Here is a 12,327-nt window from a genome sequence, read left to right as displayed (position 1 = left end):
GGGGCAGAACCACGACTGCCGCCCGACACTACTGCCCGCAACCGCTCGATGTCTCCAGGTGATCGGCGCGTCGCACGAGTGTGCCAATGGCGTGTCGCCACCCCGCCGGATGAGCCCGAGTCGGCCAGGTCAGCCCGCCGGTGTCTCCGAGCGGAAGCTGCGGCCCAACTCGGCGCCGAGCCCGAAGTAGTGGCGGAAGTTGTAGATCAACGGGTGCCAGGTCGCCGGGTCGACATGGTCGGTGCCGGGCACGACGATGCGGGCGTCGGCGTGCACCGCCAGGACGTGGGCCTCGACGATCAGGAACGAGTCCGTGACGTCGGCGTGGATCCGGGTGACGCGGGCCTCCAGGTGCAGCGGGCACTCGGCCACCCGGGGCGGTCGGACGCACCGCGACGGCTGCGCCCGCAGGCCGGCGGCCTCGAACTTCGCCGGCTCGTGCCGGAACCGGTCCCGCTTCGCCATCGGCACCGGGTGCCGTCCGGTCAGCGGCGCCAGCCGCTCGACAGCCTCCCACTGCTCAGCGGCGGGAAGATTGATCACCAGCTCGGGGCGCGCGGCGAGATTGTGCGCCGTCTGCCCCTCGCCTCCCAGGCCCAGCACGACGACCTGGTCGAGAGCCCACACCGAGGAGACCGGTGCCAGGTTGGCGCTGCCGTCGTCGTTCTCGGTGCTCAGCAACGCCACCGGGGTACCGAAGTACAGGATGCTCGGGTTGATCGTCAGGTGCTCGGTGACGGGTGGTGAGTGGCTGATCGTCATGGTCGCCGACCGTACGGCCGTCATCCTTCGGCCCCCACCGAAACGACCGGACCGCGGGTCAGGCCGGCGGCGGGTTCTCGGTGAAGGGCAGCAGGACCCGGAAGGTGGTCCGCCCGGGTTCGGTCTCCACCCGGATGTCGCCGTGGTGCTTGTGCACCACTATCCGGTACGAGATGTCCAGCCCCAGCCCGGTACCCGCCCCCACCGGCTTGGTGGTGAAGAAGGGCTCGAAGATGCGCGGGCGCACCTCGGGCGGGATGCCGGGGCCGGTGTCGGTGATCTCCACCGCCAGCAGGTCGCCGACGAGGCCGGTGCGGACGGTCAGCACGCCCTTCTCCCCCATCGCGCCGAGCGCGTTGTCGATCAGGTTGGTCCACACCTGGTTCAGCTCGGCGGCGTACGCCGGGACCGGCGGGAGGCTGCGGTCGTACTCGCGGACCAGCTTGACCTGCGCGGGGATCTTGCCCTTGAACATCACCAGCGTGGCGTCGAGCAGGTCGTGCACGTCCACCACCCGGTGCGGCGCGCGGTCCAGCTGCGAGTACTGCTTGGCGGCACCTACCAGTCCGGAGATCCGGGTCACCGCGTCACCGATCTCACGCATCAGCAGCTCGGTGTCGACGGTGTAGGTGAGCCAGCGCACCGCCGCCTCCAGATCCGCCGGGCCGACCGCCGCCTTCACCCGCCCCAGCCAGGCGGCGTCGAGCCCACCGCCCACCAGGATGGGCGCCAGGTCCCAGGCGCCGCTCACCCCGTGCTCCTCCAGCCAGTCGGTGAGCACGTCCTCGGCGTCGGCGGTGGCCATCGGGGTCAGCTTCGGCGCGGTGGCCACCCGGGCCACCGCCTCCTCCTGCAACGCGACGAGGCCGTGCAGGGCCCGGCCGTCCAGCCGGCCGTCGGCGATCATCGCGAGCTTGTGCCGCATCCCGGCGACCCGGTCACGCAGCACCGAGGTGGCCCGCACCGCCGCCGCGGCCGGGTTGTTCAGCTCGTGGGTCAGCCCCGCCGAGAGCGAGCCCAGCGCGAGCAGCCGCTCCCGTTCGCCGACGATGGTCTGGCTGTTCCGCATCCCGAAGAACAGGCCCTCCAACAGGTGCATGGGCATCGGGAACCAGGACCGCAGGGCGTACGCGAAGTCCTCCGCCGGCAGCACGAAGAAGTCCGCGTCGGTCACCGCCCGCAGGCTGTTGCGGTAGACCTGTTCGACCTGGTCACCCAGGTACGCCTGGACGGCGCCGCCGTACACGCCGCGCTGATCGGTCCGGCTGACCTCGACGTCGTCGCCGCGCACCTGCCGGCTCAGCGCCACCGCGCCGCGCAGCAGGACGAAGAAGCAGGTGGCGGCCTCGCCCTCGCCGTACACCAGGGTGCCGCCCGCCCGCTGCTCCACCCGGCCGCGCTCGGCCAGCCAGTCCAGCTGCCCGTCGTCGAGGGACTCGAACAGGAACAGGGTGCGCAACCGCGCGGACGTCAGGCGATCGGTCTCAGTGCTCACTGGGGCTCCTTCGTTCGCGACTGCGGGGCTCGCAGACCCGGCTCACTCCTCGCGCTCACTGGGCCTCCAGGTAGCGGTGCACGAGCGACACGGCCATGGCACCCTCGCCGACCGCCGAGGCGACCCTCTTGACCGATTCGGCCCGCACGTCACCGGCGGCGAACACCCCCGGCAGGCTGGTCTCCAGGTGGTACGGGTCGCGCGACAGCGACCAGCCGGCGGGGCGCCGCCCACCGGTGATCAGATCCGGACCGGTCACGATGAAGCCGCGCCCGTCGCGGACCAGCACCCCGTCCAGCCAGTCGGTCCGAGGCTCGGCGCCGATGAAGATGAACAGCCAGGACGTGTCCACCGAGCGGGCCTCGCCGGTACGGGTGTCGCACAGGGTGAGTTGTTGCAGATGGTCCTGCCCGGCGCCGCCGACCACCGCGGTGTGCGGGTGCACGGTGATCCGGTCGATGCGCTCCAGCTGGTCGATCAGGTACCGCGACATCGAGGCGGTCAGGTCGGCGCCCCGGATCAGCAGGTGCACGCGGGCCGCGTACCGGGAGAAGTGCACAGCGGCCTGGCCGGCGGAATTCGCCCCGCCGACGATGTAGACGTCCTGGTCGACGCAGCTCGGCGCCTCGGTGGCGGTGGAGCCGTAGAACACCCCGCGGCCGGTGAAGTCCGCCAGCCCGGGAGCGTCGAGCACCCGGTAGGAGACCCCGGTGGCCAGCACCACGGTGTGCGCGGCGATCTCGGTGCCGTCTCCGAAGCGCAGCAGCCGGGCGCCGCCGGCCTCGCTCAGACCGACCACCTCCCGGGCGCTGAGCAGTTCGGCGCCGAACTTCACCGCCTGCCGCCGAGCCCGGTCGGTCAGCTGCGCGCCGGAGACGCCGTCCGGGAAGCCCAGGTAGTTCTCGATCCGGCTGCTCTGGCCGGCCTGCCCGCCGGTCGCCCGCCGCTCGACCAGCACGGTGCGCAACCCCTCCGAGGCGCCGTACACCGCGGAGCCGAGGCCGGCCGGGCCACCGCCGATCACCACCAGGTCGTAGAAGTCGGAGGCGGGCACCACTGTCAACCCGGCCAGCCCGGCCAGCTCGGCCTCGCTCGGAGCGACAAGTGCCTTGCCCTCGGCGGTCACCACCAGCGGCACGTCCGCCTCGGTGGCCCCGGCCGCGTCGAGCAGTCGGGCACCCTCCGGGTCGTCGGCCAGCAACCAGCGGTACGGCACCAGGTTGCGCGCCAGGAAGTCGCGGACCTTGAACGACGGCGCCGACCACCGGTGCCCGACGACCCGGATCTCGGCGGTCGCCGCGTCCGGGGTGACCGCCCACGCCTCCAGCAGCCCGTCCACCACCGGATACAGCTTCTCCTCCGGCGGATGCCAGGGCTTGAGCAGGTAGTGGTCCAGGTCGACCACGTTGATCGCCTCGATCGCGGCGTCGGTGTCCGCGTACGCGGTGAGCAGCACCCGGCGAGCGGCCGGGAAGATGTCCATCGCGGCCTCCAGGAACTCGACCCCGGTCATCTCCGGCATCCGGTGGTCGGCCAGCAGCAGCGCCACCTGCTCGCCGCGCAGCTTGACCTCCCGCAGCGCGTCCAGCGCCTCCGGGCCCGAGGCGGCCCGCAGCACCCGGTAGCGGTCGCCGTACCGGCGCCGGATGTCCCGGGCCACCGCCCGGGACACCACCGGGTCGTCGTCGACGGTCAGGATCACCGGGTTCGCCATGGCGCCCATGAAACCACCTGCCAGGTGGCCGCCGCACCGGGCGGGGTCGGTCCGGGCCGGGGTTCACGGTTGGTCGGGCGCGAGGCGGGTAAGCCGGGTCGCCGCGCGGGTGGCCGCACACCGACGACCCGCCCGACTGCCGCGCACACCTCGGGGGGCCCATGGCGGACGCGTCGACGACCGGACCGACGTCGGACCGGGTCGTGGAGCTGCGGGTGCACGGCGTCTCGGGGGCGGGGGCCGACCAGGTGCTGGACCGGCCGCACGTCCACCAGGTCGCCGGGGACCGCAGCGGCGGGTTCTACCGCCCGCGTGAGGGCTACCCGGACGCGACAGGTACCGGCGGGATCACGCTCGAGGCGTACCGCTGGAGCGACCTGCCGTCCGGCACGGCCGTGCGGACGCTGTCGCTGGTGTTCCTGCTGCCGTTCATGCTCTGCAACGTGGCGCTCTGGATGCGCCCGGCGGGTCACGCCTCGAAGCACGGCATCGTCGCGCTGTGCCGGGTGCTGGCGCTCACCCTCACCATGCTGTACGTGCTCTCCATCGTCGGAGTGGCGCTGGACCTGGTGGCCTGGCGCTGCATGGGCACCCCGTCGTGCATGGCCGGGCGGAGCTGGCTGTCCTGGCTCGGCGGGCGCTCGCCCGGGTTGCGTCTCGGCTTGCTGGCACTGGTGCCGGTCGCCGCCGTCGGACTCGTCTGGTGGCTGGGCGCCCGCCCCGGCCATTCGTTCGACGCGTTCCGGACCCGGGCGCCCGCCGCCGCCGCCGCGCACCGGTTGAGCGCGGTCGGCCAGTGGGACGGCACGCCGCTGGTGAGCCGGCTGCGTTCGGTGCACGTCGCCGGCGCGTTCGCCACCCTGGATGGCAGCCTGCTGGCCGCCCGGGTCAGCCAGGGAGCGTCCTGGGTGATGGCGGTGCTGGTCGTGGCCACCGGGGCGGTGCTGCTCGCCTGTCTGGTCCTGCTCACCGTGGTGCAGAGCATCGACCGGCCCGGCCCGTCGACCCGGGTCGACGGGCTCACCCGCGGGCTACGCACGATCGCCTGCGGCCTGACCATCCTGGTGATCGTGTACACGATCATCAGTCCGAAGCCGTGGGCACAGAGCCGCGAGCTGCCCGGGTACGGCGCGCTGGTGGCCTGGTTGTTCGCCAGCCAGACCGCGCTGCTGGTCGTACTCGCCGCGTTGGTGATCTGGCGACGGGGCGGGCCGCCCGGAGCCTCACCGCTGCGCGCGCTGGGCGCGCCGGCCTTCGTCACTGTGGGCGCCGGCCTCGCCGTGGCGTTCTCCGCCGAGCTGGTCTACCGGGTGTCGGACCTGCTGGACCGCGACGGGCAGACCGCTGACCGACTGGCCACCAGCCCGCCATTGGCGTACAAGTGGGCGATCTTCGGGTTCTTCATCGCGGTGCTGACCGCGCTGCTGGTCGGCGGCGTGGTCACGGTGCTGACCCGGAACGAGCGGAGGCGGGCCGCGGCGGCGATCGTGGCCGCCGACTTTCCGAACGCGCCGCCGGAGGCGGCGGAGCGACTGTCCCAGGTCGAGCAGGCGGTGGCCCGGGCCCGGTTCACCGAGCGGCTGCCCCCGCTCACTGTGGTCTACGCCGGCCTGGCCGCGCTCGGCCTCGCCGCCAGCGTGCTCGGCCTGCTCCAGCTCTATCCCGGTGACGTGATCCAGCGCTATCTCAGGGTGCCCGCCGACATGGTCAACTTCCTGATCGGGATGGGCAGCTACGCGATCGCCGCGATCGTGCTCGGGCTGGTGATCGGCGGCATCTTCGCGTACCGGACAGCGCAGTTCCGTCGGTACGTGGGCGTGCTCTGGGACCTGGGGACCTTCTGGCCCCGGGCGGCGCACCCCTTCGCCCCGCCCTGCTACGCCGAGCGAGCCGTACCGGAACTGACCCGGCGGATCACCTATCTGGTCGACCAGGGCGAGGCGGTGCTGCTGGCCGGGCACAGCCACGGCTCGGTGCTGCTCGCCGCCACGGTCCTGCAACTGCCGCCCCGGGTCACCGGCCGGGTCGCCCTGCTGACCTACGGGACGCCCCTGCAGCGGTTGTACTCACAGCTGTTTCCCGCCTACGTCGACGACGAGGTGCTGCGCGAGATCGGCGAGCGGGTCGGCTGGCGCTGGGTGAACCTGTGGCGCGAGACCGACCCCATCGGCGGTTGGATCTTCGCTCCGCACCGTCCCTGGAACCGCGGGACGGTGACCGGGCCGGAGGGCTCGGTGGACCGCCGGTTGGTCGACCCGCACGACGTGGTGCCACCGCCGTACGACAGCGTGCCGCCGCCGATCCTGGGTCACTGGCCGTGCGAGGCGGACGAGACGTTCGCGGCGGCGGAGCGGGACCTGACCGAGCGGCTGCGCGCGGACCTGCGACGGACGGGCTGAGCGGCGGGCCGGATATCGTCGCGGGGTGAGCCCGTCCAAGCAGCCCGAACGCCGGCTGATCGCCTCGAACAAGAAGGCCCGGCACGACTACACCGTGCTCCGCACGTACGAGGCGGGCATCGTGCTGGTCGGCACCGAGGTGAAGTCGCTGCGCGAGGGGCGGGCGTCGCTGGTCGACGCGTTCGCCCACGAGCGGGACGGCGAGATCATGCTGTACGGCCTGCACATCGCCGAGTACGCCTACGGCACGTGGACCAACCACGCCCCCCGGCGTAACCGCAAGCTGCTGCTGCGCCGGGCCGAGATCGACCGGATACTGGAGAAGGTCCGCGAGGGTGGGGTGACCCTGGTCCCGCTGTCGATGTACTTCGACAACGGCTGGGCCAAGGTCGAGCTGGCCCTGGCCAAGGGCAAGCGCAGCTACGACAAGCGGCAGACGCTGGCCGAGCGGGACGCCAACCGGGAGATCGCCCGCGAGCTGGGCCGGCACCTCAAGGGCCACCCGCGCCGGGTCTGAGGCGATCCAGGTCCGGGTGTTCCGGGACTCCAGATGACGGTGCGGGCCGAGCCGGGCGCCCGCGACGTCGTACGGTCAGCGTCGGTGACACCGTGGAGGTGCTGGACTGACCGGCGCCGTCCGCCCGGACGTTGTTGCGCTGCTCGAGGCGGTGCGGCAACATCAGGCGCCGTGACCGCACCAGGCACGGACCTCGAGAACGACACCCCGGCCGGCGACAGCGGTCCGCGCCGGCCCAATCGACGGATCCGACACTGGGTGGCCGGTGCCGGGGTCACCGCCCTGGCCGCCGTGCTCGGCATCACACTCGCCGTACGCTCCGGCGCCGCTCCGGCCTGCGCCGCACCGCCGACGGGCAGCACCGTCCACAAGGGAAAGGCCACCTTCTACGACGCGGGCGGCTCGGGCGGCAACTGTTCCTTTCCGAGCCCTCCGGCGGGCCGGCTCTACGTGGCACTCGGCCCGTCGGAGTACGCCGGGGCGGCGGCCTGCGGCGGTTACCTGGACGTGAGCGGCCCGAAGGGCACGGTCCGGGTCGTGGTCATGGATCAGTGCGCCGGGTGCACGCCCGGCCGTATCGACCTCTCCGAAGAGGCGTTCGCCCGGATCGCCGACCGGGCGCAGGGTGTGGTGCCGGTGACGTACCGGGCGGTGGTGAGTCCGCCGCTCGACGGAGGGCTCACCTTCCGGATGAAGAACGGCGCCTCGCAGTGGTGGTTCGCGGTGCAGGTGGGCAACCACGGCAACCCGCTGCGCTCGGTCGAGGCGAAGGGTCCGGGCGGCGGCTTCCGCACGGCGGCCCGCCAGAACGACAACTACTGGGTCGTCGAGCGCGGGCTCGGCCCCGGGCCGTACAGCATCAGGGTCACCGATGTGTACGGGCGCCAGGCAACCGCCACCAACATCCGGATGGTCGCGAAGCGGGTCCAACGCGGCACGGCTTCCCTCGCCGGCCCCGGTGCCCCGGCCGGCGCGACCCGTACGCCCAGCGGTTCGCCCTCGGCCGTTGCGACCCGCACGGCGGGCCCCGCCCCGGCGGAGTCGGTCGCCCCGGCGGCGACCCTCGAAGCCCTCGCCGGTGCCGCACCGCTCGACGCCCCCCGCTGCTGACCGTACCCACGCCACTGAGTTGGGAGTACGCAGACGCAGCCCGTTCCGGCCTTTCCCGCTCGCAGATGCGAGGGCTAGGGTGAGCCGGTGACGATGTTTCGGATCGGCGAGGCGGCCGAGCTGCTGGGCGTCAGCGCCGACACGATGCGCCGCTGGGTGGACGCCGGGCGGCTGGTCGCGGGGCGCGACGCGCACGGCCATCGGGTCATCGACGGCGCCGAGCTGGCGGGTTTCGCCCGCGCGCAGGCCGCCGACCCCGCCGCGGGCGCCGAGCTCTCCTCCGCGCGCAACCGGCTGCGCGGCATCGTCATCGACGTACGCAAGGACACTGTGATGGCCCAGGTCGACATCCAGGCGGGCCCGTTCCGGATCGTGTCGCTGATGAGCCGGGAGGCCGTCGACGAGCTTGACCTGCGGGTCGGCTCGGTGGCCGTCGCGGTGATCAAGTCGACCACGGTGGTGGTGGAGCGGGCCGCATCCGCCCCGGCCAGGGGAAGGTCGGGCGGATGAGGGTGCGGGCGGTGCGCACGGCGGTGGCCGTACTGGTGGCGGTGGCCGGGCTGGCGGTGGCCGGCTGCGGCCCAGGCGACGGCCCGACGTCGGGCGGCACCGGGGACGGCGGGGTCACCGGCGCGGTGACAGTGTTCGCCGCCGCGTCGCTGACCGGGTCGTTCACGCGCATCGGCAAGGACTTCGAGGCCGCGTACCCGGGCAGCACTGTGACGTTCAACTTCGCGGGCAGCTCCGCCCTGGCCAACCAGATCAACCAGGGCGCCCCGGCGGACGTGTTCGCCTCGGCCGCTTCGCGGAACATGACCACGGTGACCGAGGCGGGCAACGCCGACGGCACGCCGAGCATCTTCGCCCGCAATCAGCTGGTGATCGCGGTGCCCCGGGGCAACCCGAGGGGGGTGACCGGGCTGGCCGACCTGACCCGGGCGGGCGTGAAGGTGGCGCTCTGCGCCGACCAGGTGCCCTGCGGCGCGGCTGCCCGTTCCGCGCTGGAGGAGGCCGGGGTGGCGTTGACGCCGGTCACCCTCGAGCAGGACGTCAGGGGCGCGCTGGCCAAGGTGAAGCTGGGCGAGGTCGACGCTGCCCTGGTCTACCGCACGGACGCCCGCGCGGCGACCGCCGACGTGACCGGCGTCGAGTTCCCCGAGTCGGCGCGGGCGGTCAACGACTGCCCGATCGTGGCGCTGAAGGACGCGCCGAACCGGGCGGGCGCACGGGCCTTCGTCGCGTACGTCCGGTCGGCGCCGGCACAGGCGGTCCTCGCCGAGTCGGGGTTCCAGGCCCCGTGAGCCGGGTCCTCGACACCGCCGTGCCCCGGCGGCGCGGCCGGGTGCCGGCGGCACTGCTGATCCCGGCCGGGTTGGGGCTGCTCTTCCTCGTCCTGCCGCTGGCCGGGCTGGTGGTCCGGGCACCGTGGACGACGCTGCCGCAGCGGCTCACCGAGCCGGGGGCGCTGACCGCGCTGCGGCTGTCGGTGCAGACCGCGACCCTGGCCACCATGCTCTGCCTGCTCCTCGGGGTGCCGCTCGCCTGGCTGCTGGCCCGGGTCGAGTTCCCCGGCCGGCGACTGGTCCGCGCCCTGGTCACCGTGCCGCTGGTGCTCCCGCCGGTGGTCGGTGGGGTGGCGCTGCTGCTGGTCTTCGGCCGGCGCGGGCTGCTCGGCGGGTGGCTCGACGCCACGTTCGGCGTCACCCTTCCGTTCACCACCGCGGGTGTCGTGCTGGCCGAGTCGTTCGTCGCCATGCCGTTCCTGGTGATCGCCGTGGAGGGTGCGCTGCGGGCCGCCGACCACCGCTACGAGGAGGCCGCCGCGACGCTGGGTGCGGGCCGCTGGACCACCTTCACCCACGTCACGCTGCCGCTGGTGGCACCGGGGCTGGCCGCCGGCGCGGTGCTCTGCTGGGCCCGGGCGCTCGGCGAGTTCGGCGCCACCATCACCTTCGCCGGCAACTATCCCGGCCGGACGCAGACCATGCCACTCGCCGTCTACCTGGCGCTGGAGACCGATCTGGAGTCCGCGATCGTGCTCAGCCTGGTGCTGCTCACCGTCTCGGTGGTCATCCTGGCCGCGCTCCGCGACCGCTGGATGACCAGCCCGTGACCGCGCCACTGCTCGACGCCCGGCTCGTCGTCGACCGGGGCGCCTTCCGGCTGGAGGTGCCGCTGCGGGTCGCACCCGGCGAGGTGGTCGCGCTGCTCGGGCCGAACGGCGCCGGCAAGACCACCGCGCTGCGCGCGCTTGCCGGGCTGCACCCGCTCACCGCCGGGCACGTCACGCTCGACGGCGCCGACCTGGACCGGCCGGCGAGCCGGCGCTGGGTGCCCACCGAACGCCGGCCGATCGGCGTTGTCTTCCAGGACTACCTGCTCTTTCCGCACCTCAGCGCACTGGACAACGTGGCCTTCGGGCCGCGCCGGCACGGCGTCGACCGTCGGGCGGCGCGGGCCACCGCTCGGGACTGGCTCGGTCGGGTGGGGCTGGCCGGGCAGGCGCACCGCCGGCCCCGGCAGCTCTCCGGCGGGCAGGCGCAGCGGGTGGCGCTGGCCCGCGCGCTGGCCGTCACGCCGTCGTTGTTGCTGCTGGACGAGCCGCTCGCCGCGCTGGACGCCCGCACCCGGCTGGACACCCGCGCGGAGCTGCACCGCCATCTGTCCGCGCATCCGGGGGCGACGGTGCTGGTCACCCACGACCCGCTGGACGCGCTGGCGCTGGCGGACCGCCTGGTCATAGTGGAGGGCGGACGGGTGGTGCAGGAGGGCGACGGCCCCAGCGTCACGGCCCGCCCGCGCACCGACTACGTGGCCCGCCTGGTCGGGCTGAACCTCTATCGGGGGCGGGCCGAGGGGCACGCGGTGCGGGTCGCACCGGAGCTGACCCTCACCGTCGCCGACCGTCTGGACGGGGAGGCGTTCGTCGCCTTCCGCCCGGCGGCGGTGGCCCTGCACCCGGGCCGACCGGAGGGCAGCCCGCGCAACACCTGGGCGGGCACCGTGGCCGGCGTCCAGCGGCACGGCGACAACGTGCGGGTGCAGCTGGACGGGCCGATCGGGGTGGCCGCGGACGTCACCCCGGCCGCCGCCGCCCAGCTGCGGCTGATCCCCGGCCAGCAGGTCTGGGTGGCGGTCAAGGCGACCGAGACGCACGCCTACCCGGCAACCGGCTGACACCTTGTGGCGGTGCCTCCGTCGTCCGCCGGGCGGGCCCGACGGGGACGGCTCAGCCGGCGAGCAGGTCGGTGTGTGCGGCGCGCAGCCGGGCCAGTGCCGGGTCACTGCCCGGGACGACGCGGCGGTCCAGCTCGGCCCACGCCTCGGCCAGTGCCGCGCGGACGGCACCGAGCTCGGCGGCGTGCCGGTGACTGCTGCGCCGGTGCTGCTCGTCGAGGCGACGGGCCCAGCCGGCGGTGACCGCGGCGAGCCGGTCGGCGTCGGCGCGGGCCTGTGCGCCACTGCGGGCGGCAGCGGCCGGGACGATCGCGGCGACCGGGCGGTGATCGCCGTCGCGGGTGACGACGGTGACCACGTCGGTCAGCTCGGCCAGCGCGACGAGCTGGCTGAACCGGGTGCGCGCCTCGCGCAGCGGCACGGAGCGCGGCGGATCGGGGTGCGGGGTGAGCGCGGGGACGGCCATGGATGAATGGTGCCGCCCGGGTACGACAGAACCCGCCGTCGTCAGTGGACGGTGGGGTGCGGAACGGCTGGCCGGGCCAGCCACTCGTCGGCCAGCACCGACCAGATTTCGAGGTCGATCCGCCCGTGCGGACCCGGGTAGACCTGCCGCAGCGTGCCGTCGTGGCGCAGGCCGAGACGGCGGGCGAGCGCGATGCTGCGGGCGTTGTCGGCGTTGGTACGCCACTCCACCCGCTGGATGCCGCGCTCGCGGACCGCCCAGTCGACGATCCGGCGGACCGCCGGCGCGACCAGGCCCCGGCCCTGCGCGGAAGGCTCGACCCAGCAGCCCACCTCGCATACGCGCAGCGCCGCGTCGAACGACACGAACATGACCCCGCCGACCAGCGTGCCGCGCCACCACACGCCCCAGATGCCGCCGGCGTCGCGGGCCCAGCGGTCGGCGTACCGCTGGAGCACCGCCCGGGCCGACGGCAGGTCGGTGGCGACGAAGGACGGCGACACCCAGGGTTGGATGTGTTCGCGGGCCCGGTCCAGGTTGGCGAGGAACTCCTCGGCCCGCCACGGGTCCAGCGGGCGCAGCTCGGCCTCCTCGGTCAGCGGCAGGGCGAACACCGGGCCTCCACGGGGTGCGGTTCGGACTCGTCGGAGAGCAGGTTCGCACAGGCCCGCCGGTCCGGTCCGCTCC

Annotated in this window: 12 protein-coding genes; 7 read left to right on the top strand and 5 right to left on the bottom strand. The window is 73.9% G+C overall.

The window, feature by feature from the left end:
• Positions 1-129 precede the first annotated feature (129 nt).
• From GA0070607_RS26925 to GA0070607_RS26915, 3 genes are read right to left on the bottom strand one after another with little or no spacing between them, the layout of a single operon-like run.
• Positions 130-762, bottom strand: a complete 633-nt coding sequence (locus GA0070607_RS26925; RefSeq protein WP_089020686.1) for a flavin reductase family protein — start codon at positions 760-762, stop codon at positions 130-132.
• A gap of 58 nt (positions 763-820) precedes the next feature.
• Positions 821-2,257: an ATP-binding protein gene (locus tag GA0070607_RS26920; RefSeq protein WP_089020685.1), complete on the bottom strand. Its 1,437-nt coding sequence runs from the start codon at positions 2,255-2,257 to the stop codon at positions 821-823.
• A 55-nt stretch (positions 2,258-2,312) separates the two neighbouring features.
• Positions 2,313-3,980 (bottom strand): FAD-dependent oxidoreductase, encoded by a 1,668-nt coding sequence (locus GA0070607_RS26915; protein ID WP_231930411.1) that lies wholly within the window; start codon positions 3,978-3,980, stop codon positions 2,313-2,315.
• A 152-nt stretch (positions 3,981-4,132) separates the two neighbouring features.
• Here GA0070607_RS26915 and GA0070607_RS26910 point away from each other — a divergent pair, with 152 nt between their 5' ends.
• The 7 genes from GA0070607_RS26910 to GA0070607_RS26880 all read left to right on the top strand — a co-directional run bounded on the left by GA0070607_RS26910 (position 4,133) and on the right by GA0070607_RS26880 (position 11,174).
• Complete coding sequence (locus GA0070607_RS26910; protein ID WP_089020684.1) at positions 4,133-6,370, top strand: hypothetical protein; 2,238 nt, start codon at positions 4,133-4,135, stop codon at positions 6,368-6,370.
• 25 nt (positions 6,371-6,395) lie between these two features.
• Positions 6,396-6,887: an SsrA-binding protein SmpB gene (gene smpB, locus GA0070607_RS26905; RefSeq protein WP_089020683.1), complete on the top strand. Its 492-nt coding sequence runs from the start codon at positions 6,396-6,398 to the stop codon at positions 6,885-6,887.
• A 171-nt stretch (positions 6,888-7,058) separates the two neighbouring features.
• Positions 7,059-7,997 (top strand): expansin EXLX1 family cellulose-binding protein, encoded by a 939-nt coding sequence (locus tag GA0070607_RS26900; protein ID WP_231930409.1) that lies wholly within the window; start codon positions 7,059-7,061, stop codon positions 7,995-7,997.
• An 87-nt stretch (positions 7,998-8,084) separates the two neighbouring features.
• A complete protein-coding gene (locus tag GA0070607_RS26895; RefSeq protein WP_089020681.1) occupies positions 8,085-8,507 on the top strand; it encodes a TOBE domain-containing protein in 423 nt (140 codons plus the stop codon).
• Complete coding sequence (modA, locus tag GA0070607_RS26890) at positions 8,504-9,298, top strand: molybdate ABC transporter substrate-binding protein (protein ID WP_089020680.1); 795 nt, start codon at positions 8,504-8,506, stop codon at positions 9,296-9,298. The genes GA0070607_RS26895 and modA overlap by 4 nt, the downstream gene beginning before the upstream one ends.
• A complete protein-coding gene (locus GA0070607_RS26885) occupies positions 9,295-10,110 on the top strand; it encodes an ABC transporter permease (protein ID WP_172899115.1) in 816 nt (271 codons plus the stop codon). Before modA ends, GA0070607_RS26885 begins: the two co-directional genes overlap by 4 nt.
• Positions 10,107-11,174, top strand: coding sequence for an ABC transporter ATP-binding protein (locus GA0070607_RS26880; RefSeq protein WP_089020679.1), 1,068 nt, complete (start codon positions 10,107-10,109; stop codon positions 11,172-11,174). Before GA0070607_RS26885 ends, GA0070607_RS26880 begins: the two co-directional genes overlap by 4 nt.
• Before the next feature lie 52 nt (positions 11,175-11,226).
• On the opposite strand, the gene GA0070607_RS26875 is transcribed toward GA0070607_RS26880, so the two are convergent.
• On the bottom strand, positions 11,227-11,640 hold the full coding sequence (locus GA0070607_RS26875; protein WP_089020678.1) for a hypothetical protein: 414 nt from the start codon (positions 11,638-11,640) through the stop codon (positions 11,227-11,229).
• 41 nt (positions 11,641-11,681) lie between these two features.
• Positions 11,682-12,254 carry a GNAT family N-acetyltransferase gene (locus GA0070607_RS26870; RefSeq protein ID WP_089020677.1) on the bottom strand — a complete coding sequence of 191 codons (573 nt, stop codon included), beginning with the start codon at positions 12,252-12,254 and terminating at the stop codon, positions 11,682-11,684.
• Between the last annotated feature and the right edge of the window lie 73 nt (positions 12,255-12,327).

Source organism: Micromonospora coriariae, assembly GCF_900091455.1.
Classification (GTDB): domain Bacteria; phylum Actinomycetota; class Actinomycetes; order Mycobacteriales; family Micromonosporaceae; genus Micromonospora; species Micromonospora coriariae.
This window is presented reverse-complemented; position numbering and strand designations above follow the sequence as displayed.

Excerpts from the sequence above, each read along its gene's own strand:
- GA0070607_RS26925 (WP_089020686.1), bottom strand. The coding sequence starts at position 762 with ATGACGATCAGCCACTCACCACCCGTCACCGAGCACCTGACGATCAAC.
- GA0070607_RS26915 (WP_231930411.1), bottom strand. The coding sequence starts at position 3,980 with ATGGGCGCCATGGCGAACCCGGTGATCCTGACCGTCGACGACGACCCG.
- GA0070607_RS26910 (WP_089020684.1), top strand. The coding sequence starts at position 4,133 with ATGGCGGACGCGTCGACGACCGGACCGACGTCGGACCGGGTCGTGGAG.
- modA (WP_089020680.1), top strand. The coding sequence starts at position 8,504 with ATGAGGGTGCGGGCGGTGCGCACGGCGGTGGCCGTACTGGTGGCGGTG.
- GA0070607_RS26875 (WP_089020678.1), bottom strand. The coding sequence starts at position 11,640 with ATGGCCGTCCCCGCGCTCACCCCGCACCCCGATCCGCCGCGCTCCGTG.